This window comes from Burkholderia seminalis DSM 23518, from assembly GCF_902832885.1.
GTDB lineage: Bacteria > Pseudomonadota > Gammaproteobacteria > Burkholderiales > Burkholderiaceae > Burkholderia > Burkholderia seminalis.
The window spans coordinates 559,269-580,436 of sequence record NZ_CADFDK010000004.1; the positions used below are offsets into that span (position 1 = coordinate 559,269).

24 protein-coding genes are annotated in these 21,168 nt (G+C 68.5%); 8 read left to right on the forward strand and 16 right to left on the reverse strand.

Features of this window, described 5'->3' with window-relative positions; translation table 11 throughout:
- The first annotated feature begins 24 nt into the window (after positions 1–24).
- From HWX00_RS16630 to HWX00_RS16640, 3 genes are read left to right on the forward strand one after another with little or no spacing between them, the layout of a single operon-like run.
- Positions 25–1,113: an alcohol dehydrogenase catalytic domain-containing protein gene (locus HWX00_RS16630; RefSeq protein WP_175028410.1), complete on the forward strand. Its 1,089-nt coding sequence runs from the start codon at positions 25–27 to the stop codon at positions 1,111–1,113.
- Positions 1,114–1,144: 31 nt separating this feature from the next.
- Positions 1,145–2,689: an FGGY-family carbohydrate kinase gene (locus tag HWX00_RS16635; RefSeq protein WP_175028409.1), complete on the forward strand. Its 1,545-nt coding sequence runs from the start codon at positions 1,145–1,147 to the stop codon at positions 2,687–2,689.
- Positions 2,686–3,444 carry an SDR family oxidoreductase gene (locus HWX00_RS16640; protein WP_175028408.1) on the forward strand — a complete coding sequence of 253 codons (759 nt, stop codon included), beginning with the start codon at positions 2,686–2,688 and terminating at the stop codon, positions 3,442–3,444. Before HWX00_RS16635 ends, HWX00_RS16640 begins: the two co-directional genes overlap by 4 nt.
- A 68-nt stretch (positions 3,445–3,512) precedes the next feature.
- Here HWX00_RS16640 and HWX00_RS16645 read toward each other — a convergent pair whose 3' ends face one another.
- The 8 genes from HWX00_RS16645 to HWX00_RS16680 form a co-directional block, all read right to left on the reverse strand.
- Positions 3,513–3,653 carry a hypothetical protein gene (locus HWX00_RS16645; RefSeq protein WP_021158153.1) on the reverse strand — a complete coding sequence of 47 codons (141 nt, stop codon included), beginning with the start codon at positions 3,651–3,653 and terminating at the stop codon, positions 3,513–3,515.
- A 178-nt stretch (positions 3,654–3,831) separates the two neighbouring features.
- Positions 3,832–4,416, reverse strand: a complete 585-nt coding sequence (locus HWX00_RS16650) for a nucleotidyltransferase family protein (RefSeq protein ID WP_175028407.1) — start codon at positions 4,414–4,416, stop codon at positions 3,832–3,834.
- Between the two features lie 102 nt (positions 4,417–4,518).
- Positions 4,519–5,157, reverse strand: coding sequence for a M15 family metallopeptidase (locus HWX00_RS16655; RefSeq protein ID WP_226194099.1), 639 nt, complete (start codon positions 5,155–5,157; stop codon positions 4,519–4,521).
- A gap of 186 nt (positions 5,158–5,343) precedes the next feature.
- Positions 5,344–5,739 (reverse strand): type II toxin-antitoxin system VapC family toxin, encoded by a 396-nt coding sequence (locus tag HWX00_RS16660; RefSeq protein ID WP_059556955.1) that lies wholly within the window; start codon positions 5,737–5,739, stop codon positions 5,344–5,346.
- Positions 5,736–5,975: a type II toxin-antitoxin system Phd/YefM family antitoxin gene (locus tag HWX00_RS16665; protein WP_048245635.1), complete on the reverse strand. Its 240-nt coding sequence runs from the start codon at positions 5,973–5,975 to the stop codon at positions 5,736–5,738. Before HWX00_RS16665 ends, HWX00_RS16660 begins: the two co-directional genes overlap by 4 nt.
- A gap of 120 nt (positions 5,976–6,095) precedes the next feature.
- Positions 6,096–6,779, reverse strand: a complete 684-nt coding sequence (locus tag HWX00_RS16670; RefSeq protein WP_034189433.1) for a Fe2+-dependent dioxygenase — start codon at positions 6,777–6,779, stop codon at positions 6,096–6,098.
- Positions 6,776–7,531 carry a tetratricopeptide repeat protein gene (locus HWX00_RS16675; protein WP_175028406.1) on the reverse strand — a complete coding sequence of 252 codons (756 nt, stop codon included), beginning with the start codon at positions 7,529–7,531 and terminating at the stop codon, positions 6,776–6,778. The genes HWX00_RS16670 and HWX00_RS16675 overlap by 4 nt, the downstream gene beginning before the upstream one ends.
- A gap of 3 nt (positions 7,532–7,534) precedes the next feature.
- Positions 7,535–9,778, reverse strand: a complete 2,244-nt coding sequence (locus HWX00_RS16680) for a TonB-dependent receptor (RefSeq protein ID WP_175028405.1) — start codon at positions 9,776–9,778, stop codon at positions 7,535–7,537.
- 321 nt (positions 9,779–10,099) lie between these two features.
- On the opposite strand from HWX00_RS16680, the gene HWX00_RS16685 reads away from it, so the two are divergent.
- Together HWX00_RS16685 and HWX00_RS16690 are read left to right on the forward strand one after the other, a co-directional pair.
- The gene (locus tag HWX00_RS16685) at positions 10,100–10,339 is read left to right on the forward strand and encodes a FitA-like ribbon-helix-helix domain-containing protein (protein ID WP_069706871.1); all 240 of its coding nucleotides are present in this window, start codon (positions 10,100–10,102) and stop codon (positions 10,337–10,339) included.
- Positions 10,336–10,755 carry a type II toxin-antitoxin system VapC family toxin gene (locus tag HWX00_RS16690; protein ID WP_059556772.1) on the forward strand — a complete coding sequence of 140 codons (420 nt, stop codon included), beginning with the start codon at positions 10,336–10,338 and terminating at the stop codon, positions 10,753–10,755. Before HWX00_RS16685 ends, HWX00_RS16690 begins: the two co-directional genes overlap by 4 nt.
- Positions 10,756–10,886: 131 nt before the next feature.
- On the opposite strand, the gene HWX00_RS16695 is transcribed toward HWX00_RS16690, so the two are convergent.
- A complete protein-coding gene (locus HWX00_RS16695; protein WP_034189438.1) occupies positions 10,887–12,182 on the reverse strand; it encodes an aspartate carbamoyltransferase in 1,296 nt (431 codons plus the stop codon).
- Between the two features lie 232 nt (positions 12,183–12,414).
- Between HWX00_RS16695 and HWX00_RS16700 the strand changes: the two genes are divergently transcribed.
- Complete coding sequence (locus HWX00_RS16700; RefSeq protein WP_021158165.1) at positions 12,415–12,549, forward strand: entericidin A/B family lipoprotein; 135 nt, start codon at positions 12,415–12,417, stop codon at positions 12,547–12,549.
- A 97-nt stretch (positions 12,550–12,646) separates the two neighbouring features.
- Here HWX00_RS16700 and HWX00_RS16705 read toward each other — a convergent pair whose 3' ends face one another.
- The 3 genes from HWX00_RS16705 to HWX00_RS16715 all read right to left on the reverse strand — a co-directional run bounded on the left by HWX00_RS16705 (position 12,647) and on the right by HWX00_RS16715 (position 15,311).
- The gene (locus tag HWX00_RS16705) at positions 12,647–13,195 is read right to left on the reverse strand and encodes a hypothetical protein (RefSeq protein ID WP_049030176.1); all 549 of its coding nucleotides are present in this window, start codon (positions 13,193–13,195) and stop codon (positions 12,647–12,649) included.
- A gap of 187 nt (positions 13,196–13,382) precedes the next feature.
- Complete coding sequence (locus HWX00_RS16710) at positions 13,383–14,336, reverse strand: DMT family transporter (RefSeq protein ID WP_175028404.1); 954 nt, start codon at positions 14,334–14,336, stop codon at positions 13,383–13,385.
- 180 nt (positions 14,337–14,516) lie between these two features.
- A complete protein-coding gene (locus tag HWX00_RS16715) occupies positions 14,517–15,311 on the reverse strand; it encodes an AraC family transcriptional regulator (RefSeq protein WP_049029533.1) in 795 nt (264 codons plus the stop codon).
- Between the two features lie 170 nt (positions 15,312–15,481).
- Between HWX00_RS16715 and HWX00_RS16720 the strand changes: the two genes are divergently transcribed.
- Positions 15,482–16,315: a molybdenum cofactor biosynthesis F family protein gene (locus tag HWX00_RS16720; RefSeq protein ID WP_175028403.1), complete on the forward strand. Its 834-nt coding sequence runs from the start codon at positions 15,482–15,484 to the stop codon at positions 16,313–16,315.
- Positions 16,312–17,121 carry an SDR family oxidoreductase gene (locus HWX00_RS16725; protein ID WP_124670303.1) on the forward strand — a complete coding sequence of 270 codons (810 nt, stop codon included), beginning with the start codon at positions 16,312–16,314 and terminating at the stop codon, positions 17,119–17,121. Before HWX00_RS16720 ends, HWX00_RS16725 begins: the two co-directional genes overlap by 4 nt.
- Before the next feature lie 104 nt (positions 17,122–17,225).
- Here the strand turns inward: HWX00_RS16725 and HWX00_RS16730 are convergent, their stop codons facing one another.
- The 4 genes from HWX00_RS16730 to HWX00_RS16745 form a co-directional block, all read right to left on the reverse strand.
- Entirely contained in the window at positions 17,226–17,948 is a 723-nt protein-coding gene (locus HWX00_RS16730; RefSeq protein WP_175028402.1) for a dihydrodipicolinate reductase C-terminal domain-containing protein, read from the reverse strand.
- A gap of 151 nt (positions 17,949–18,099) precedes the next feature.
- On the reverse strand, positions 18,100–18,867 hold the full coding sequence (locus HWX00_RS16735; RefSeq protein WP_175028401.1) for a DUF4410 domain-containing protein: 768 nt from the start codon (positions 18,865–18,867) through the stop codon (positions 18,100–18,102).
- Between the two features lie 227 nt (positions 18,868–19,094).
- A complete protein-coding gene (locus tag HWX00_RS16740; protein ID WP_175028400.1) occupies positions 19,095–20,441 on the reverse strand; it encodes an ATP-binding protein in 1,347 nt (448 codons plus the stop codon).
- Positions 20,441–21,154, reverse strand: a complete 714-nt coding sequence (locus tag HWX00_RS16745) for a response regulator (RefSeq protein WP_175028399.1) — start codon at positions 21,152–21,154, stop codon at positions 20,441–20,443. The genes HWX00_RS16740 and HWX00_RS16745 overlap by 1 nt, the downstream gene beginning before the upstream one ends.
- Between the last annotated feature and the right edge of the window lie 14 nt (positions 21,155–21,168).

Genomic DNA, 21,168 nt, shown 5'->3' on the forward strand with positions numbered 1-21,168 from the left:
AATCATCAACGAAAGAGACAACTCATGACGACACCCGAAGCCCAGCCGCGGATGACCGCGGTCGTCTGCCACGGCCCCGAGGATTACCGCGTCGAGCAGGTCGCGAAGCCGCGCCCCGGTGCGAACGAGCTCGTGATCCGCATCGCCGCGTGCGGGATCTGCGCGAGCGACTGCAAGTGCTATACCGGCGCGAAGATGTTCTGGGGCGGCCCGAGCCCGTGGGTGAAGGCGCCCGTGATTCCCGGCCATGAATTCTTCGGTTACGTCGAAGCGCTCGGCGAAGGCGCGGCCGAGCATTTCGGCGTGGCGCCGGGCGATCGCGTGATCGCCGAGCAGATCGTGCCGTGCGGCAAGTGCCGCTATTGCAAGTCGGGCCAGTACTGGATGTGCGAAGTGCACAACATCTTCGGCTTCCAGCGCGAGGTCGCCGACGGCGGGATGGCCGACTACATGCGCATCCCGCCGACCGCGATCGTCCACAAGATCCCGCTCGGCGTATCGCTCGAGGATGCGGCGATCATCGAGCCGCTGTCGTGCGCGATCCACACGGTGAACCGCGGTGACGTCCAGCTCGACGACGTCGTCGTGATTGCCGGCGCGGGCCCGCTGGGGCTGATGATGACGCAGGTCGCGCACCTGAAGACGCCGAAGCGGCTCGTCGTGATCGACCTGATCGACGAACGGCTCGAACTCGCGCGGCAGTACGGCGCCGACGTGACGATCAACCCGACGCGCGACGATGCGCGCGAGATCGTCCGCGCGCTGACCGACGGCTACGGCTGCGACGTGTACATCGAGACGACCGGTGCGCCGGTCGGCGTGAACCAGGGGCTCGACCTGATCCGCAAGCTCGGCCGCTTCGTCGAATTCAGCGTGTTCGGCGAGGATGCGACGGTCGACTGGTCGATCATCGGCGACCGCAAGGAGCTCGACGTGCGCGGCGCGCACCTGGGGCCATACTGCTATCCGGTCGCGATCGACCTGCTCGCGCGCGGGCTCGTCACGTCGAAAGGCATCGTCACGCACGATTTCGCGCTCGAGGACTGGGACGACGCGATCCGCGTCGCGAAATCGCCCGAATCGATCAAGGTGCTGCTGAAGCCGGCCCGCTGATGCGGCCGGCGTGCGCGTTACCGGAGACATCATGGAATACGTGATTGGCGTCGACATCGGCACGCAAAGCACCAAGGCGCTGCTGGTCGACCGGCATGGCACGATCGTCGCGCGGCACGCGGCCGGCTACCAGCCCGATACGCCGCGCCCGCTGTGGGCCGAGCAGTGGCCGCAGGTCTGGTTCGACGCGGTGCTCGAGTGCATCGCGGGCTGCGTGCGCGACGCGCGTGCGCAGGGCGTGCCGGCCGCTGCGATCCGCGCGGTGTGCGTGAGCAGCCTGTACGGCGGCTCGGGCATTCCGGTCGACATCGACATGCGGCCGCTGCATCCGTGCCTGATCTGGATGGACCGGCGCGCGACCGCGGAAGTCGACTGGGTCAACGAACACGTGAACGTCGAGCGGCTGCGCGTGATCACGGGCAATGGCGTCGACAGCTACTACGGCTTCACGAAGATGCTGTGGTTGCGCGGCCAGCGGCCTGATGTGTGGGCGAACGTGCGCTATTTCCTGCCGCCGAACGCGTACGTGATCTACCTGCTGACCGGCGAAGTGGCGGTCGATCACAGTTCGGCCGGCAACATCGGCGGCGTGTACGACGTCGCGCGCCGCGAGTGGTCCGACGACGCGCTCGACATGCTCGGCATTCCGGCGACGATGATGCCCGAGCGGCTCGTCGATTCGACGGAGATCGTCGGCGGGCTGCTGTCGCAGTGGACGGAGCAGCTCGGCTTGCCGGCCGGCACGCCTGTCGTCGCGGGCGGTGTCGACGCGGCCGTCGCGACCTTCGCGGCCGGCGCGACGCGTACCGGGCAGCATGTCGCGATGATCGGCACCAGCATGTGCTGGGGCTACGTGAGCCGGCATGTCGATGCGCGGCACGGGCTCGTCAGCATGCCGCACGTGTTCGACGGGCAGCGCGACCTGTACGTGTTCGGCGGCGCGATCACGGCCGGCGCGTCGGTTGCGTGGTTCCGCGACCAGTTCTGCCAGGCGGAAATCGATGCGGCGCGCCTGCTGCCGCACGGCGATCCGCACGTGCTGCTCGAGGCGGCGGCCGAGCACGTGCCGGCCGGCGCCGACGGCGTGCTGTTCCTGCCGTACCTGATGGGCGAGCGCAGCCCGGTGTGGGATGCGAAGGCCAGCGGCGCATTCGTCGGGCTGAGTCTCGCGCATACGCGCGCGCACCTGTATCGCGCGGTGCTCGAAGGCGTCGCGTTCGCGTTGCGCCACAACATCGAGGCCGGCCGGCGCGGCGCGGTCGCGCTGGACGACCGGTTGATCGTCGTCGGCGGCGCCGCGCATTCGGCGCTGTGGATGCAGATCATCGCCGACGTGACGGGTTTTCCGGTGTGGACGATCGAGCAGGACGTCGAAGCCGCGATGGGCGCCGCGCTGCTCGCGGCTGTCGGGGCGGGGCTCGTGCCGCACGACGAGGCGCAAGGGGGCTGGGTCACGCTCGTCGAGCGTGCGCGGCCCGACGCCGGCCGCGCCGCGACGTACGACGCGCGTTTCTCGCTCTACACGGCGCTGTATCCGGCACTCAAGCCGATCATGCACAGGCTGGGCACATCATGAACTCACGATTCGATTTCAGCGGTGCGCGGGTGCTCGTCACGGGGGCATCGAGCGGGATCGGGCGCGCGTGCGCGGTCGCGCTGGCGCAGGCCGGTGCGCAGGTCGTCGCGGCGGCGCGCGACATGGCCGCGCTCGATGCGCTGGCCGGCGAGACCGCGTGCGAGACACTGCGCATCGACGTCGGCGGCGACGAGCGTGCGATCGACGCGGCGCTCGCCGCGCACGATGCGTTCGACGGCCTCGTCAATTGCGCGGGGATCGCGTCGCTCGAACCGGCGCTCGAGGTCGGCGCCGAACAGTTCGATCGCGTGATGGCCGTCAATGCGCGCGGTGCGGCGCTCGTCGCGCGCGCCGTCGCGCGGAAGATGATCGAACGCGACGCGCGCGGCGCGGCCCGTGCACGGGGCAGCATCGTCAACGTGTCGAGCCAGGCCGCGCTGGTCGGCCTGCCCGCGCATTTGAGCTACTGCGCGTCGAAGGCGGCGATGGACGCGATCACGCGCGTGCTGTGCATCGAACTCGGGCCGCACGGCATTCGTGTGAACAGCGTGAACCCGACCGTCACGCTCACGCCGATGGCGCAGTTCGCGTGGAGCGAGCCGGAGAAGCGCGCGCCGATGCTGGCCGCGATTCCGCTCGGGCGCTTTGCGGAACCCGACGAAGTCGTCGAGCCGATCCTGTTTTTGCTGAGCGACGCGGCGTCGATGATCAGCGGCGTGTCGCTGCCGGTCGACGGCGGGTATACGGCGCGCTAGGCCGCGTCATGCGGCGATCGCGCATGACGGAAACCCGGCCATGAAGGCGCGCGGCAGCCGATGCGCGGCTAAACCGGGTCCTTGCTCGGCGGTCCGTCCGGTTGTTGCGGGTTGTCGTGATGACCGGGCGGCGACGACAGCGGGTCGTCTTCCGGATCGCGGTTCGGGTCGGCCGGTGGCTCGGGCGTCGGGGTCGTGTGGTCGGTCATGGAGAACTCGCGCAGTGCGTGACGGCGGCGCGGCGGGTGCGCCTCGTCTCCGTTATAGCCAATCGGGCGCACGTTTGCAGCGGGATTGTTGCCGCCGGTCGGCGAGCGTCGGGGAAGTTCGCGCGTGGGCGGTTTGCGTGCGGGATCGTGCCGGGCGCGGGCTCCCGCGCGATCGCGGTCAGCGTAAATCCGCAGGCGTATCGACGTCGCGCAGGATGCCGGGATCGTCGACCTCGAGCAGTTTCACCGGCGCACTGGCGAACAGCGCGCGGGCGCCCGTGTCGCCGTCGAGGGCGGCGAGCGCATCGAAATGGTGCGCGGCGAAACCGACCGGATGGCCGCGTACGCCGCGATAGGCGGGCGCCACGATCGAGGCGTCGTCGGCTTCGAGCGCGCGTGTGACCGTTTCGTAGGTGGCCGCGGCGATCCACGGCATGTCGGCGAGCGCGACGAGCCAGCCGCTTGCGTCGGGCGCCGTGCGGACGCCGGCCGCGAGGCTGGCGCCCATGCCGCGCAACGCGTCGGGCGCATAGACGACATGACAGCCGGCTTCGTTCAGCAGAATCGCGAGTTTCTCGGCGCCGGGACGGACGACCGCGATCACGTCGGCCGTGGCCACCGCGAGACGGCGGGCGGCGGCGACCGCCACCGGCGTACCGTCGGGAAGCACCGCGAGCAGCTTGCTGTGCAGGCCGCTCGGGTCGAAGCGTTGACCAAGGCCGCCCGCGAGCAGGACGCCGGTGGCAAGTGATGCATAGGACATCGGCGCGGGGGGAGTGAGGCAGGTGCTGCGATTGTGCGGGAGCGGGCGGGGATCGGCAAGTGAGGATGTTACCGAGGCGCGCCCGTCAGGCCGGCAAGACTGTCATCGCGATGTCTCGTCGAGCATGCTTTCCTCGACAGGACCGTAAATGGCGTGCGATTCGTTCTTGATGAGGGCCCAATAGCGATCGCCGAACGACCAGTGCCACCATTCGGACGGGTAATTCGTGAAGCCGGCGCTGGCCAGCGCGGCGCTCAATATCTGGCGGTTGCGTGCGGCCGGGCGGCTGATGAACGCGTTGTGCGTGTAGCACGCACCGGACGATTCCTGGTCGGTGGCGTTCATGATGCTGCCCATGTCGGCTTCGACGCCGTCTGCCGAAATCAGCGTGAGGTCGACGGCGGCACCGGTCGGGTGAGCGGCGACCTCGGGCGGCGCGACATAGTGGCTCGCGAGTTCGACCAGCACGTCATCGGCCGGCAGCGGATTCAGCGTCGCGCGCAGCGCCGCGAGGTGGCTGGCGAAGTATTCGCGCTGAAGGGCGAGCGGGCGATAGCCTTCCTTCACATACAGGCGCAGGCCGGCCGGGAGCGCGTGCGCGGCGGCGGTCAGCCTTTGCGCGACACCGCGGCGAACCTTCAGGAAATGCGGACTCGTGTTCGCCACGACGCTGCGCGAGTGGTCGACGGCGATGCGTTCATCGAAGGAAGCGAGATCGACGAACCCTTCGTGCGACTCCATCAGGGGGATCGACCGGACGGCGGGATCGGAGAGCGATATCACGGTAGCGGGCAAGTGGCGCGACGACGGTGGCAGGCCACGAACCGATGGGGTGAGGCGGCCGTGGTCGTTCTGGTCAGACGAATCGTCAATATGCCAGAGTCCGGCCGGGGACGCGCGACGATTGGGCCCGCAGGCGGGCGATGCTTACCAGAGTGTCTTCACGTGCGCGTACGCGCGGATTTTTTCGTCTCGGGTGACGAGCGGCGCGCCGAGCCGCCGTGCGGTTGCAACGATCATGCGGTCGGCCGGATCCTTGTGGAACGTGCCGGGCAGGTCGGTGGATTTCGCGGCGATGTCGGCGTCGACGGGCACGAACCGCATGCCGTCGATCTGCGCGACGGTGGCGAGCCACGCGTCGACATCCATCGTCAGGGCGAGGCGATCGTTGCGCACCAGCATGGCGATCTCCCACGCGGAGATCGCCGACGCGGCGAGCCCGCCTTCGCTGCGTGCGCGATCGATCGCGCTGCGCGCTTTCTTGCTGAGCGATGCGTCGCCCGCCGCCCACCATACCAATGCATGCGTATCCAGCACGATCACCGCGACGCCTCCCAATCATCTTCCGCAATCGGATCGAGAGGATTGTCGTAGCGCATGACCGAGCCGCGCAATATGTCCAACGGCTGAGCCTCGCGTGCGTGATACGGCCGGATTTCGAGCGTCGGCTTGCCGTGATCGGTGACGATCAGGCTTTCGCCCGACGACTCGACGAGCCGGAAGTATTCGAGTGCGCGAGCCTTGAATTCGGATTTCGATACGGGAGCGTGAGGCATCATGATATGAGCATGGTCATATGACGATGGTCATTTTAGGCCAGCATTTCGACCCGACGCAAGCGCCGGGCGTCACGCGTGCGCAACGCGTGGCGCCGGAAAGGGCGGCGTTACCGGTTCGCGCTACGCATCGGCCCACTTCCTCAACAGGTTGTGATAAATCCCCGTCAACGCAATGACCATCGGATCCTTCGCGCCTTTTTCCGCGGAAAGCGCCTGAATCTGCGTATCGAGCTGGAACAGCAGCGTGCGGTCGCCGTCGTCGCGCACCATGCTCTGGATCCAGAAGAACGACGCGACGCGCTCGCCGCGCGTCACCGGCGTCACGTGATGCAGGCTCGACGCGGGATACAGCACGAGATCGCCCGCCGGCAGCTTCGCGCGATGCACGCCGTACGTATCCTCGACGCACAGCTCGCCGCCGTCGTACGCATCGGGTTCCGCGAGAAACAGCGTCGCCGACAGATCGCTGCGCACGCGGAAATCGGTGCCGCGCAGCAGCCGGATCGCGTTGTCGACGTGCGTGTCGAACGTCTCGCCGCCGGCATAGCGATTGAACAGCGGCGGGAATACCTTCAACGGCAGCGCCGCCGAAAAGAACAGCGGATGGCGCGCGAGCGCATCCTGGATCGCGTCGCCGACGGCACGCGCGACGGGCGAGCCTTCCGGCAACTGCCGGTTGCGTTTCGCGAGCGCCGACTGCGCGCCGGACGTCGCGTTGCCGTCGACCCATTCGGCGGCATCGAGCAGGTCGCGGCATTGCGCGACCTGCGCCTGGGTCAGTACACCGGGGACATGAAGCATCATGATGCGGATTCCATCGGGTGCGGCGCCAGTTGCATGGCTGCCGAGCGAAAGGCGTCGACGGGCGACGACGCGAGATACGCGCGCATCTTCGCGACGAACGCGGGCGTCGCGGTGGCCGGCACGCGCGCGAGCCAGTCGAGCGCTTCGTCGATGTGCCCGCGCTCGGCGAGCAGCCGCGCATAGTTGAACTGGCCGCGGAAGTCGCCGGCTTCGGCCGCGCGGCGATAGTGGTCGAACGCGGCACCGGTGTCGACCGGTACGACCCAGCCATCCTCGTAGAAGCCGCCGATCAGGTTGATCGACTTCGCATGGCCGAGCGCGGCCGCACGGCGGAACCAGTCGAGCGCGTCGGGGCGGTTCTCGTCGACGCCGTTGCCGAGCGCGAGCGCCGTCGCGTAGTTGTACATGCCCCAGTCGAGCCCCGCCTGCGCGGCGAGCCGGTACCAGTACACGGCGACCGGCGCGCAGGCGGCCGTGCCCCAGCCGAACTCGTAGCAGCGGCCGAGCATGTTCATCGCCATCGGATGGCCGGCTCGGGCCGCATACCGGAACCAGTCGAACGCGGCCGCCGGATCGCGCGCGACGCCGTGCCCGTCGAGCAGGTACTGCCCGTAGACGGCCTGCGCATCGACGATGCCGTGGCCGGCGGCCGCCGCGACCCACGCGGCGGCGCGCTCGGGCGGCCCGGCCAGGATGTCGGCGAACTCGCGCGGCGATACCGACGCGAGCGCCTTCAGCGACACGGCCTCCATCGATCAGTAGCGCGCGTTCAGCGTGACGAACGCCGAGCGGCCCGGCGCGATCGACGCATAGTGCGCCGGATACGCCTGATCGAAGTACGTGCGGTTGAACAGGTTGTTCACGTTCAGCTGCAGATCCAGCTTCTTGTTGATCCGGTACTGCGCCATCGCGTCGAAGCGCCAGTACGACGGCACGGCGCGCAGGTTCGCGGGATCGCCGAACACTTCCGACATGTAGAACGCGCCGCCGCCGACCGTGAACTTCGGCGTCACGTCGTAGTTCGACCACATCGTGAGGCTGTGTTTCGGCGTGTTGGGGAAGCGGTTGCCGTTGTTCGCGCGGTCCTTGCCGTTGTCGCGCAACTCGCTCTTCATGTAGGTGTAACCGCCGAACACCTGCCACTGCTTCGTGATCTGGCCGGCGAGGCCGAGTTCGAGGCCTTGCACGCGCTTGTTGCCGACCATCGCGTACTGGTTGTTCGGCAGCGTCACGCGCGCGTTCGTCGTGTCGATCTGGAACAGTGCGGCCGTCAGCGACAGCTTGTCGTTCAGCACGTTCCACTTCGTGCCGAGCTCGATGCTGCGGTTCTTTTCCGGCGACAGCTGATCGGCGTTCGCACCGACGCCGCCGCGGCCCGGCGTGAGCGACTGCGTTTCGCTGCCTTCGCCGAGCATCATGCCGGCCGGCGTCGACGACGTCGCATACGACGCATAGATGCTGCCGTTCCGTGCGGGCTTGAACACGAGGCCGGCTTGCCAGTTGAACAGCGTGTCGTCGCGGGTGGTGGTCTTGCCGCCGTTGGCCTTGGTGTCGGTGAAGCGGGTCGAGTAGTCGTCGACACGCACGCCGGCGTTCACCTGCCAGCGCGGCGTGATCTCGATCGTGTCGAAACCGTAGATCGACTTCGTCGTGGTGCGCGCATGCGTGTAGTCGTTGTTGCGCGTGATCGAACCGGCCCACGGGTCGTTCGGGTTCGGCGACCACAGGCTCGTGCAGTTGTAGCCCGACGCGGCGCCGATGCCTTTCTGGCAGATCTTGCCGGTGTCGGTCGCGACCGTGTACGAATCGCGCTTGCCCCATTCGCGCGACAGCTCGATGCCGGTACTGAAGCTGTGCTTGAACGGGCCCGTGCGGAATTCGCCGAACAGTTCGGTCTGGTTCGCGAGGCTGTTGATCGAGCTGTTGCGGTTGTTGTTGCGGCGCCAGACCTTGCCGTTCACCACGTTGCCCTGACTGTCGTCCGGCTGCGTCCAGATGTAGTCCTGCGTCGATTCCGTGTAGCGCGTGGTGTTGCGGATCGTCAGCGACGACGTGATGTCGTGCTCGATCCTGATCGTGCTGATGTCCGACGTGGTCTTGCGGAAGTCGCGGTCGATCAGGCCGTAGAAGTTGTGGCGGTCGACGGGCGCCGGATAGATCGTGTCGACGTTCGCGGGCTTGTTCGACGTCGTGTAGAAGTACGGGATGCCGCCGTCGGGCATGTCGTCCGTCGACAGGTGGTAGTAGCTCGCGGTCACGCGCGTCGGCGTGCCGAGGCCGAACGCGATCGACGGCGCGACGCCCCAGCGCTCGTTGTTGACGGCATCGCGGCCGGCGACGTCGTTGTTGTGGCTCATCAGGTTCAGGCGGAACGCGGCGTGATCGGCGAACTGCCAGTTGCCGTCGGCCGTGAAGCGGCGGTAGCGGTCGGTGCCGAGGCCCGCGCTCGCGGCGGCCGTCGTGCCGAGGTGCGGGGCCTTCGTGATCAGGTTGATGCTGCCGCCTGCGCCGCCGCGGCCGCCGTAGGCGCCGTCGGAACCCTTGGTGATCTCGACGCGCTCGGTGTTGAAGATCTCGCGCGTGGTCGCGCCCGTGTCGCGCATGCCGTCGACGAACAGGCTGCCCTGCGTGTCGTAGCCGCGGATGAACGGACGGTCGCCGAGCGGGTTGCCGCCTTCGCCGGCGCCGAACGTGATGCCGGGTACGGTGCGCAGCGCTTCGGTCAGCGTCGACGCGCCGCTGCTGCGGATCAGTTCCTGCGGGATCACGGTGACGGATTTCGGCGTGTCGACGAGCGGCGCGGTGAATTTCGCGGAAGCGGAAAAGTCGGCCTTGTAGCTGGGCTCGGTCTTGCCCTGGATCTCGATCGGCGCGAGATGGCCTTCGGTGCTGGCGGGGGCGGCGGGCGGCGTGCCGTCGGCGAATGCCGGGCTCGCGGCGAGCACGCCGCAGAGGGTGGTGAATGTACCGAGCTTCAGCTCGTCGGGACGGGACTTCATGATGCGCTTCGACCTCGCGAGGTGGCCCCGGAGACGGTGTGGTGCAGGAATGTGCATGCCGCCGGGAATTATTACGATTTGTTTTCAGGCGGCATTCTATGTAATTTCATGTTGAATGAGAAGCATTCTTGTTTGTATTTGTGACGGAATCGTTAACGAATGTGTCGGAGGGCTGCGGGCCGGCGATGCGCGGAGAGATGGCCGATCGGGCCGAGTATGGCGCGGGTATCGGGCGGGCTAGAGTGGTTGCGACTCGACTCGGTCCGTGTGACTGCAAGATGATAAATGACTGCATTGAAAGCAATCTTGGTGGAACGCGTCATGCCAGTGCTCACCGTTCGAAATTTGCCCGACGAAGTGCATCGCGCACTTCGGATTCGTGCTGCCCGGCATGGTCGCAGTACCGAAGCCGAGGTGCGCGACATCCTCGAACAAGCCGTTCTGCCCGAGGGGCGGCTCAAGCTGGGAACATTGCTGGCGGAATTCGGGCCGGAGGCAGGCGATGGCGATTTCGGCATCCAGCGCGACAAGGCGCCAGCCGCTCCGATGAGCTTCGAATGATCCTGGTCGACACGAACGTCATTTCGGAGCCGTTGCGGCGCGAGCCGAGCGCGGCAGTCGTCGAGTGGCTCGATGCGCAGCACGTCGAGACGCTGTTCCTGTCGGCGGTCAGTCTTGCGGAATTGCGGTTCGGCGTCGCCGCGTTGCCGGAGGGGCGCAGGCGGGACTGGCTGCATCAAGGCATCGAGCAGCGCGTCGTCCCGCTGTTTCGAGGTCGGATCCTGCCGTTCGACGATGCGGCGAGCAAAGCGTATGCGAGCCTTTGCGCGCGGGCTCGTGCCGCAGGCAACGCGGTCGCCGTCGCCGACGGTTACATTGCCGCCACGGCCGAGGCGAACGGGCTGATCGTGGCCGCGCGCGACGTCGCGCCGTTCAAGGCGCTCGGGCTTCGCGTCATCGACCCTTGGGCGCGATAGTTCGCGATTTTCTGCCTCTTTCCTTGCGCCGAAATTGAAAACGCGCCGTGCAAGACGGCGCGTTCCGCGTCAGGCCAATCCGGTGCGCTCCCGCAGCGATGGCGGGTGGGCGCTAAATGTCCGGTGCGATGTCAGTCCACCCCGTGAAACACCGCGTCTTCCGGCCCGAGGTAGGCAGGCGGGCGCCACGTCGCGTCGCGCATCGAATGCTGAACGAGATTCTCGACGCCGAGCAGCACCGCGAAGATCGCCATCCGCACCGGAATGCCGTTGTCGGTCTGCCGGAAGATGGCTAGACGCGGGTCGCGGTTCAGGTCGACCGACAGGTCGTTCGCGCCGGGCCGGCTGTCGCGCGGCAGCGGGTGCATGATCAGTGTGTCCGGCTTGCACGCCGAATCGACGAGCGCCTGGTTGATCTGGAAATCCGGTGTGTAGCCTTCGAACGATTCGTCGGTGAAGCGCTCCTTCTGGATCCGCGTCGCGTACACGACGTCCGCACCGCGCAATCCGGCCGCGAGGTCGGTCGTCTGCTCGATCACATGGCCGTTCGTCGCGATCTGGTCGACGATGTACGCCGGCATCTCGAGCGTCGGCGGCGACACGAGCGTGAACTTCAGCCCGCGGTACAACGCGAGCAGCTTGACGAGCGAGTGCACGGTACGGCCGTACTTCAGGTCGCCGACCAACGCGATGTGCGCGCCGTCGACGATCTTGCCGAGCCGCGAGAACTCGCGCTGGATCGTATAGAGATCGAGCAGCGCCTGGCTCGGATGTTCGCCGGGGCCGTCGCCGCCGTTGATCACGGGCAGGTTGGTGGCGCGCGCGAACTCGGCCACCGAGCCTTTCTCCGGATGGCGGATCACGAGCGCGTCGACGTAGCCGGCCATCACGCGGCTCGTGTCGTAGATCGATTCGCCCTTGGCCATCGACGAGAACGTGAAGCCCGTCGTGTCGCATACCGAGCCGCCGAGCCGGCAGAAGGCCGCGCCGAACGATACGCGGGTGCGCGTGCTGGCCTCGAAGAACAGGTTGCCGAGCACCGCGCCTTCCAGCACGCGCGAGATCTTGTGGCGGCGCGCGATCGGTTGCATCACGTCGGCCACGCGGAACAGCGCCTCGACCGAGTCCCGCGAGAACTGGTCGACCGAGATCAGCTGCGGCTTGCCTTCGAACAGGAACTGCTTCGAGAGTCCTTGCTTGTCTACGCTTTGCGTATAGTCCCCGCCATCCGGTGCCGAGCGCTCGACGATTTCCGACACGAAGCGCTCGACGATCTCGGGCATCCCGCGCGATTCCTGCGAGTCGTCGGGCAGCAGCCACGTATCGAGCGCGCGCCGGCTGACGCCGATACGATTGGCGAACGCTTCGCGGGTCATGTTGAGGCGGCGCATCGCGTCGCGGAGGAAGGCTTGCTGGGGAACGGTCATCGGCGGCTCCTGACGGAAAATATACGCGATGCGTATATTAGTTCGTGACGCAATGAAGTCAAGGAAAATCTGCGCGACCGGCTGTGTGGCGCGGGTAACACGCGGCGGGTTGGTGCTGGCGCGCCGCTTCCGTCTCCGTATAATCAGGTCAGGCCCCGTGTCCGGCACCTGTCGTGCGCCGGGCCACACACGATTCGCCCGGTCGGGCTTGTTGATTCGAAGGAGAATGAGAATGACGCGTACGATTGCTGCAATGCTGCTGGTGGTGACCGCCGCGCTCGCCGGATGCAATACGGTCGCCGGCGTGGGCCAGGACATTTCGAAGGGTGGTCAGGCGATCAGCGATACGGCCGAAAAGGCCAAGTAAGGCGACCGGTTCCGGAATGCAGAAGGCGCCGGGCCGTCCCGCGATTGCGGGGCGGCCCGGCGCCTTTTTTGTGTCTGGCGTCGGCGCGGGTGCGGCGTCAGGCGTGTTCGACGAACGCGTAGCGGCCTTCGACCTTGCGCGGCGTGAACCAGCCGTAGTCGGGGAACATCCGGTTGCGCACGTACCACACGTAGCCCACCAGCAGAGCCGTGATCAAGAGGCTGGGCAGCGCGGTCGACGGGTCGCGTCCGAGCTCGGCGATGGTCTTCGGCAACTGCAGCAGCGACAGCAGGATGAACGCGTGATAGGCGCCGACGCGATTCGTCGCAAAACCCCAGATGAACAGCAGCGACAGCGGCACGGTCAACGCGAGGAACACGAGCACGAGGACATTGCCGGCGCCGCTTGCGAAGAAGTAATACGCGAGCATGAGGCTGATCGCCAGCTGGGCGATACCGAGCGCGACCAGGATCCGGATGTGCACCTTGTTCTTGCGGCAGCGCTCGGGGTCGGGGCGCGACGCGATCAGGTGCGCGAGCACGCGATCCTTGAGCCCCTGTCCTGACAGTTCGGCCAGTGCGTCGGCCTTCCTCGTTCCCGCGGAGAGCAGCACCGCGATTCTTGTTTTGGCTTCCTTCCTGTTCATTGCTGGGCGGATTGTCGTTCGGTGGTTGTCAAAGGTTCCGGCCAAGCGAATATTGCATCTTGCGAGGTGGCGCGCAATCGATTTGCGGCCCGCGGACACATTCCTACAGTTGCCGGAGCGTGCGGGCGATGGGCCATATGACGACGGGAAGCGGCCGCCGTTGCCGTCATCCCGCGATGGGCGCGGGTCAGTCGGCGGCGGCTTGCGCGGTGGTGGGCGCGGGGCTCGCGGGCTTCGCATCGCGTGTGTCTGCGCGGCGCTCGCGCCGCCGAGTCGCACCGACGAGCATGCCCGCGACGACGAGCGCGATGCCGGCGACTCGCGTGCCGGTCAGCGTTTCACCGAACAGCGCGACCGCGAACAGCACGGCCGAGACCGGCGCGACCGCCGTGAAGAGCGCGGCCTCGGTGCCGCTGGTGCGGGCCGAGCCGGCGTACCAGCACAGGTAGCCGAGCACGGTCGGTACCAGCGCGTAGTAGGCGATCGCCGATACCGCGCCGACGGTCCAGCCATGCGCGGCCGCGCGCCATTCGAATGCCGCCGGCACGAGCGCGAGCACGAAGCCGAGGCCCGACATCGCGGTGGACAGCGCGAGCGGCGTCAGCGGCGCGGCCAGCCGCCGGTTGAGCAGGATGAAGACGGCTTCGCACGCGACGGCGGCCAGCACCAGCGCGTCGCCGGCAAGCGTCTGGAACGACGGCATCGCGTGGCCCGGTGCGAACGTGACGAACAGCACGCCGGCCGTGGCGAGCGCGGCGGCCGCCCAGTCGCGCGGCGTCTGCCGCTCGCGCAGCACGACGGCCGCGATCAGCGTGGACATGGCCGGCAGCGTGCCGAGCATCACGCCCGCGTCGAGCGGCGACGACAACTGCGTGCCGCTGATCAGCAGCACCGTATAGCCGACGCCGCCCGCCGCGGCCTGAATGACGAGCAGGACGGCGTCGCGCGCGGAAAGGCGCGGCCAGCGCATGCGCTGCGCGCGCATCAGCGCGAACAGCAGCGGCGTCGCGATCAGGAAACGCAGTGCCGTGGCCGCGAACGGCGGCAGGCCGCCGGCCGCGAGACGGCTCGCGATGACGGTGCTGCCGACGCCCGCCATCGCGGCGGCGAGATAGAGATAGCCGATCAGTCGTGTTTTCATGCGCCGCATCGTCGCGTGCGGCGGCCACGTGCGTCTTGAATGAAATTGCAGCGACGGAGGCCTGATTGCGGTGTGCTGCTTGCGTGCGCCGGCGATCCGCGGACCACCGGTGACCGTCGTGCGGGCGACTGCCTTCAAATGCGGTGCGACTGGGCCCGGCGCATCAAGAGGGCGCTCGCGTCAAACCGCCTGCGCGAACCGCCCGGGCGTGATTCCGAACTGGCGCGCGAATGCGCGCGTCAGGTGGCTCTGGTCGGCAAAACCGGCTTCGGCCGCGGCATCGGCGATCGGCATTCCGCTGGCGAGCAGCGCGCGCGCCAGCCGGGCGCGCGACTGGATCAGGTAGGCATGCGGGGTGATGCCGAGCTCGCGCGCAAAGCCGCGCAGCAGCTGGAAGCGGCTCACCCCGCTCAGGCCGGCCAGTTCGGCGAGCGAAACGGGCGCGGCCGGCGCCGCGTCGAGCCGCTCACGGGCCACGCGGACCGCCGGTGCGACGCCGGCCGCCGGCAGCGTGCGGTTCGCATGCCGGGCGAGCAGCCCGGCGACGAGCATCACGAGCGCCTCGTCGCGGGCGATCGACTCGGATGCGCCGGCGACGATGCGAGCATGCAGCCGGCCGACGGCGGCCGCGAGCCGCGCGTCGCGCACGGCCGGATGCGCCAGCTCGACGCCGCCAAGGCCTTCTTCCGCCGCGACGCCCGCCACCAGCGCGGGTGCGAGGTACAGCATCCGCCAGCGCCGGCCCGTGCCGGCATCGATCGGCGATCCGTCGTGCATTTCGCCCGGGTTGACCATGATCGCATCGCCGGCCAGCGCGTCGACCTGCCCGCGGCCGCTCCACGACCGGTGCGCGCCGCTGACGATCACGCCGACTCCGAATTCGTCGTGCGCGTGACGCGGAAACGCGCGGTCGGATTCGAGGCTGATCGCCTCGATGCCTTCGCCGGTGCGTCGGTAGTGGGTGACACGGTGCATGTGCGCTCCTCGCGCCGGTCGCGGCGCGGATCACGTGCACTTTAGCGCGTTCCGGCGCCGCGCGCCCTTCATCCTTTTGGCGGATACCGCGCGGCATGCGCAGCCCGCACCATGTGCATATCGGCAGCGTACACGGCCCGTCGGGCCTGAAGCTGCGCGGGAGACGGCAGGTGGAACGACAGGATCCGGTATTCATTCAGGTTGGTGCGCTCGCGGACGGCTTCGCGCCGGAAGCGAACATCCTCGCGTCCGTCGACGCGCTCGCCGGGCGCACGCTCGTGCTCGGTGATGCAGCGGGCGCATGGCGCGTCTATTCGTTCGAGCCGGGCGCGCTGCAGTGGCGCGACGCGGCGACCGACACGGGCGGCCGCGAGCCGTGCCGCGTGACGCGGCTGCGCGAGGGGCTGTACTTCGTCGACTACATCGACACGGCTGCCCGCGCGACGTCGGTCAGTCTCGTGATCGATCTCGACCAGGGCGTATGGACGTCGGTCGTCGGCGTGCTGCCGACCGAAGCCGACACGCGCATCGACGCATTCACGCGCGTCGCGCGCGGGTTGCCGCTGACGGGCGTCGACGCGGCATTCCGGCACGGCACGCTCGGCGGCCACGCGCAGCCGGGGCCGCTGCATGCACCCACGCGCGAGTTGATCGGCAAGCGCACGATGTACCGTTACAGCCCGACCGAATGCTACGAGCACATCTACCTGAACGAGAACTTCTACGCGTGGCAGTGCCTGCAGGGCGTCGAAGGCGGGCTGGCCGATGTCGACCGCTGTCACTACTTCAGGATCGCCGACGCGCTGTATCTGTTCGTGTGGCGCGAAAAGGTGGTGCCGACGCTTGGCGTCGTCCTGATCGATCTCGCGCAGCGCAAGACCGACGGCAAGATCTTCGGCTATCAGGGCGGCGATTTCGGGTCGCTGTCGAACTTCCAGATCGGCGCGTACGCGCAGGTGCTGAACGAAACCGTGCACCCGCTCGGCGGCGAGGCGCAGCGATGAATGCGGTGCCGGGCAGCGGCCGCCTGCGCGCGGATTTCAGCGGGCGCGTCGTGCTCGTCACGGGCGCCGCGCAGGGGATCGGCGCGGCGATCGCACGCCGTTTCGCGGAGTCCGATGCGTTCGTCGCCGTCGCCGACCTGAACGGCGACGCGGCTGCCGCGCAGGCCGAAGCGCTGGCCCGCGCGGGCGGCGACGCGCGGGCGTACCGGGTCGACGCAGCCAGCCGGGACGAACTGGGCGCGCTCGTCGCGGCAGTCGAGCGCGACGGCGGCCGGCTCGATGTCGTCGTTCACAACGCCGCGTATTTTCCGCTGACGCCGTTCACGCACATCGACGAGCCGACGCTCGCGCGCACGCTGTCGGTCAACCTGTCGGCGCTGTTCTGGCTCGCGCAGGCCGCGTTGCCGGCGTTCGAGCGTGCGGGGGCGGGCCGGCTGCTCGTCACGTCGTCGGTGACGGGGCCGCGCGTCGCCTATCCGGGGCTCGCGCATTACGCGGCGTCGAAGGCCGGCGTGAACGGCTTCATTCGCGCGGCGGCGCTGGAGCTTGCGCGTCGCAACGTGACGGTGAACGGCGTCGAGCCGGGAATGATCCGTACCCCGGCGGCCGGCAATCTCGGCGACGCGTCGGTCACGGCGCAGATCGCACGCGATATCCCGCTCGCGCGGATGGGCGAGCCGGAGGACATCGCGAACGCGATGCTGTTTCTCGCATCGGCCGACGCGGCGTACATCACGGGGCAGACGATCGTCGTCGACGGCGGGGCGACCTTGCCGGAAAGCGGTGCGGTGCTGGGAGACGCCTGACGGCGGGCGCGAACCGTCGCAAGCCGCCTCGGCGGGAAGGCCGCGGCCGGCAGGCGTGGCGGGCGTGGCGGGCGGCGTCACCGCTGGCCCGCCTGTCGCCGTGACTACAGCCAGCCGTTGCGGATGAATTCGACGATCGAATACCGGCGGTTCTCGAGATCCTGTTGCAGGACGGCTTCGACGATGCGCGATACGCCGTCCGCGTAAGGGGTCGCGCCGTACACACGCGATTCGAGCCGCAGGCTGCATGCACCGTCGTCGATGTGTATCCGGTGCACCGCATGGCGGCCGAGCTGATCGTCGGGGATGCCGAATTCGCCGCGCTGCACGTCCGGGTCGCGCACGGAGCGGATGTCCTCCGCCGGCACGCCGAGCGACTGGGCGATGCCGACGGCCGTGCCGGGGACGGACGTCTTGGCGGCCTGATGCGACTCGGTCAGGCTGATCTCGCAACCGCGAAACAGGTGGCCGCTGGTTTCCAGCATGCTCATGAACTTGAGCATCAGGATGTTCGTGTTCGGACAGAGCACGACCGGAAAATCGTGCGACGCGGTTTCGAGGTCGGAGCCGGTGGACAACTCGATGAGCGGCGACACGGTGGCGCGGCAGAACGCGATCGCGGCGGGGAGTTCGCGGCCGGAACCGGCGTGCACGACGATCGATCGGGCGTCGGTACGTCGGGCGTCGCTACGTCGGACGTCGGTACCTCGGGTGTCGGTTCGCGTGCTGTCCGCCCAGGGCAGCACGCGACAGATTGCCGGGTCGAGCGTGTGCGCATCGAGCAGTTCGTGGGCCAGCTTGCCGGTTCCTACGACGATTACTTGCATGGACTTGACGGGTTGGGATTCGGGATTCGGGCCGCGGTCGACGCGGGCCGGCGGGTGGCCCGGTACGGCGGCGCGGCGCGCTGGCCTCGCGCATTATGCCCGGCCGTCCGCCTCCGTGCCGGCCGGGCCGTGCGCGAGACGTCGCGGCGCGTCAGCTTGCCGACGTGGTCGGCAGCCATGCATTCGCCGCATTCTGCGCGGCGAATTGCTTCGCGATCGAACGCGCGAGGCGGTCCGTATCGGAAGCCACCGTGTCGTGCTTTGCTTCCGACGCGCCATGCAGGCCGGCGCCGACTGCCGCCGACGTCGCGAGCCGGCCGGCCACCGCGCCCACTCCGGCGGTTTCGATCATGCCGGGCAGGTGGCCGCTGTTCGCGCTGGCCGAGAACGTGCCGAGCGGCTGCGCGATGCCGTGCGCCGGCTGAAACAGCACCGTGACCGATGCGCCCACTTCGCTCTTGCCCGCGCCGAGCCCGATCAGGATGCGGCGGCGACGGTTGCCGGCGTCGATCGTGTCGAACCGGCCTTCGATCACCAGCGCGTCGCGGCCGTCGGGTACCGGGCCGCGCAGCGCGGGCATGCCCTGCGCCCGGAGTTCACGCACGAGCGCATCGGCGAGTTGATCGCGGGTCTTCAGCGCGCGCTGCTGGCGCTGTGCGTCGGCGGACGAACCGGTGGCGAGCGTCGCGAGCGTGTGGATCATTCCTCCGTCGACCTGGACGTCGGTGGTGCCCACGTCGAACGCGGAGACGTAGACGACCTCGGCATGAACCCGCGGCAGCGTGCGGGCTGCCGGCGCGGCGGCCGTGGTCGTGGTTGCGGTCGATGCGCAACCGGTCATCGCGAGCGTGCCGGCAATCAGCGCGACGCGGGTCAGATGTTTGGCATGGGCGGCAAATGCGCGAAGGGAAGGGAACATGTCGATCTCCGTGGTCTGGATGAAGGTGCCGATACCATCGCGGCATTCAGGAACGCGAACGATCGGAAGCGGGGCGTGATCGCTGGCGAGGGAGAGGGTTCATGCCGCTGCGCAACACGCAGGCGCAAGTATGCTGAGGTCGGGTGTCGCGCGCCACGCAGGAATTATGTCGGCGCATGTCACGCGCCGGTGCGCGACATGCGCCGCGCAGTCGGGCTGTCAGGCCGTCACGCCGACAGCGGCGGCCGGGCCGGCGCAGGCGGATCGAGCGGCAGCGCGACGACGGCCTCCAGGCCGCCGCCATCGCGGTCGCGAAACGTCAGCGAACCCCCGTGCAGGCGGGCGATCCGTTCGACGATCGCAAGGCCGAGCCCCGTGCCGCCGGCATGGCCGCGCGCGTTCGCGCCGCGGCTGAACGGTGCCTTCAGCCGTTCGAGTTCGGCGGCGCCGACGCCGTTGCCGCGATCGCTGACGACCGCATACGCGATGCCGTGCTCGGTCCAGGTCCGTACGCCGAGGCCCGTGCGACCGTAGACGACCGCGTTCTGCATCAGGTTCATCAGCAGCCGCATCAGGCCGATCGGGCGGAACGCAAACGCGGGCACGTCGCCGTCGTCGAATTCGAATGCGTGTCCGAGCCCCGCGAAATCCGCGACGAGCTGGCCGATCAGCGCATTCAGGTCGCCGGTTTGCGGGGTCTCGCGCTCGCCGCTGCCGGCGTAATCCATGAATTGCTGCAGGATCGTATCGATCTGGTCGAGGTAGTGCTCGGTCGATGCGGTGAGCGTGTCGTGCGTGCCGCGCGGCAGCGCCATCGCGATCGCCAGGCGCAATTTCGTGAGCGGCGTGCGGATGTCGTGCGACACGCCGGCCAGCATCAGCGAGCGGGTTGCGTCCGCCTGTTGCAGCGCATCGGCCATCCTGTTGAACGCACGGCTCACGTCGGCGATTTCGGTCGGGCCGTCGGTGGGCAGCGGCGGCGGGCGTTCGCCCGCGCTGACTCGCTGCGCCGCGCGCGCCAGCGCGTCGAGCGGCCGGTTCAGGTGGAGCTGGATCAGGTAGCCGGTCAGCGCCGCGAGCAGCGCCAGCGCGACCGACAGCACGAGGGCCGTCGTGATGCCGCTCGCCTGTGCGTCGGCGGCCATCGGCAGCGGCACCCACACCGGCGAGCCGGCGGCATGGAGCCGGATCCACAGGCGTTCGTCGTCGCCCGACTGCCAGCGCGCCGGCAGGTCGGACGGCAGGTGGCGTTCGAGCGCCTGCATGAATACGTCGCGCTGCCAGGTGCGGAAGAAGGCCGCGAGGTCCGGCGCATGCGGCGGTGCCGCAGGCGGCGGCGAGGCCCGCCCGCCGAGGTGCACGACGAGCGCGCGGCCCGCATCGGGCGGCATGCCGGCGAGTGCCCGGTCGAGCAACTGCACGTAGTCGGAAAAGATGATCGACGCGCGCTCGATACGCGGACGCTGCACGTAGTGCAGCAGCACGCCGAGCGAACAGACGAGCGACAGCGCGACGAGCGCGACCAGCAGCGCGATGTTGCGCGCGAGCAGCGAGCGCGGCAGCGGGATGCGCATCACGATTCGACGCCGGCCACCAGCATGTAGCCGATGCCCCAGACCGTCTTGATGAAGCGCGGCTTGCCGGGATCGTCCTCGACGATCTGGCGCAGCCTCAGGATCTGCACGTCGACGCTGCGGTCGAGTGCGGCGTGGTCGCGGCCGCGCGCGCGGGCGAGCAGGTTTTCGCGGCTCACCGCGCGGTTCGGCGACGAACCGAGCGCATGCAACAGCAGCATCTGCGCCGAATGGATCTCGACGGGCACGCCGTCGCGCATCAGGGTTTGCTGGCCGACGTTGAACGTAAACGCGCCGAAACGCAAGCGCTGCGACGTGACCGTCGGTTCGCCGGCCGCCATTCTCTGCCGTCGCAACAGCGCACGGATGCGGGCCACGAGTTCGTCGGGGAGAAACGGCTTGGCCAGGTAATCGTCGGCACCCGTCTCCAGGCCGACGACCTTGTCCGCGGCGTCGCCTTTCGCGGTGAGCATCAGGATCGGCAGCGTCTGGCCTTCGGCGCGCAGGCGCCGGCACACGCTCAGGCCATCCTCGGGTTCCATCATCAGGTCGAGCACGAGCAGGTCGTACGGTTCGCGCTGCAGCAGGCGGTCGAGCCGCTTGCCGTCGGCCACCGCGCGCACCTGGAAGCCGTGGCCGGTCAGGAAGCGTTGCAGCATGTTGCGCAACTCGGCTTCGTCGTCGAGCACGACGATCCTGCAAGGCTGTTCCATTGGCTGCCTCCCGG

What these genes read in the sequence shown, in the direction of transcription:
- HWX00_RS16680 (WP_175028405.1), bottom strand. Translation starts at nt 9,778, where the DNA reads ATGAAGTCCCGTCCCGACGAGCTGAAGCTCGGTACATTCACCACCCTC.
- HWX00_RS16705 (WP_049030176.1), bottom strand. Translation starts at nt 13,195, where the DNA reads ATGAACAGGAAGGAAGCCAAAACAAGAATCGCGGTGCTGCTCTCCGCG.
- HWX00_RS16745 (WP_175028399.1), bottom strand. Translation starts at nt 21,154, where the DNA reads ATGGAACAGCCTTGCAGGATCGTCGTGCTCGACGACGAAGCCGAGTTG.
- HWX00_RS16715 (WP_049029533.1), bottom strand. Translation starts at nt 15,311, where the DNA reads ATGCACCGTGTCACCCACTACCGACGCACCGGCGAAGGCATCGAGGCG.
- HWX00_RS16675 (WP_175028406.1), bottom strand. Translation starts at nt 7,531, where the DNA reads ATGGAGGCCGTGTCGCTGAAGGCGCTCGCGTCGGTATCGCCGCGCGAG.
- HWX00_RS16725 (WP_124670303.1), top strand. Translation starts at nt 16,312, where the DNA reads ATGAATGCGGTGCCGGGCAGCGGCCGCCTGCGCGCGGATTTCAGCGGG.
- HWX00_RS16645 (WP_021158153.1), bottom strand. Translation starts at nt 3,653, where the DNA reads ATGACCGACCACACGACCCCGACGCCCGAGCCACCGGCCGACCCGAAC.
- HWX00_RS16670 (WP_034189433.1), bottom strand. Translation starts at nt 6,779, where the DNA reads ATGATGCTTCATGTCCCCGGTGTACTGACCCAGGCGCAGGTCGCGCAA.
- HWX00_RS16700 (WP_021158165.1), top strand. Translation starts at nt 12,415, where the DNA reads ATGACGCGTACGATTGCTGCAATGCTGCTGGTGGTGACCGCCGCGCTC.
- HWX00_RS16655 (WP_226194099.1), bottom strand. Translation starts at nt 5,157, where the DNA reads ATGGAGTCGCACGAAGGGTTCGTCGATCTCGCTTCCTTCGATGAACGC.
- HWX00_RS16665 (WP_048245635.1), bottom strand. Translation starts at nt 5,975, where the DNA reads ATGATGCCTCACGCTCCCGTATCGAAATCCGAATTCAAGGCTCGCGCA.
- HWX00_RS16740 (WP_175028400.1), bottom strand. Translation starts at nt 20,441, where the DNA reads ATGCGCATCCCGCTGCCGCGCTCGCTGCTCGCGCGCAACATCGCGCTG.
- HWX00_RS16635 (WP_175028409.1), top strand. Translation starts at nt 1,145, where the DNA reads ATGGAATACGTGATTGGCGTCGACATCGGCACGCAAAGCACCAAGGCG.
- HWX00_RS16630 (WP_175028410.1), top strand. Translation starts at nt 25, where the DNA reads ATGACGACACCCGAAGCCCAGCCGCGGATGACCGCGGTCGTCTGCCAC.
- HWX00_RS16650 (WP_175028407.1), bottom strand. Translation starts at nt 4,416, where the DNA reads ATGTCCTATGCATCACTTGCCACCGGCGTCCTGCTCGCGGGCGGCCTT.
- HWX00_RS16710 (WP_175028404.1), bottom strand. Translation starts at nt 14,336, where the DNA reads ATGAAAACACGACTGATCGGCTATCTCTATCTCGCCGCCGCGATGGCG.
- HWX00_RS16695 (WP_034189438.1), bottom strand. Translation starts at nt 12,182, where the DNA reads ATGACCGTTCCCCAGCAAGCCTTCCTCCGCGACGCGATGCGCCGCCTC.
- HWX00_RS16640 (WP_175028408.1), top strand. Translation starts at nt 2,686, where the DNA reads ATGAACTCACGATTCGATTTCAGCGGTGCGCGGGTGCTCGTCACGGGG.
- HWX00_RS16735 (WP_175028401.1), bottom strand. Translation starts at nt 18,867, where the DNA reads ATGTTCCCTTCCCTTCGCGCATTTGCCGCCCATGCCAAACATCTGACC.
- HWX00_RS16730 (WP_175028402.1), bottom strand. Translation starts at nt 17,948, where the DNA reads ATGCAAGTAATCGTCGTAGGAACCGGCAAGCTGGCCCACGAACTGCTC.
- HWX00_RS16690 (WP_059556772.1), top strand. Translation starts at nt 10,336, where the DNA reads ATGATCCTGGTCGACACGAACGTCATTTCGGAGCCGTTGCGGCGCGAG.
- HWX00_RS16685 (WP_069706871.1), top strand. Translation starts at nt 10,100, where the DNA reads ATGCCAGTGCTCACCGTTCGAAATTTGCCCGACGAAGTGCATCGCGCA.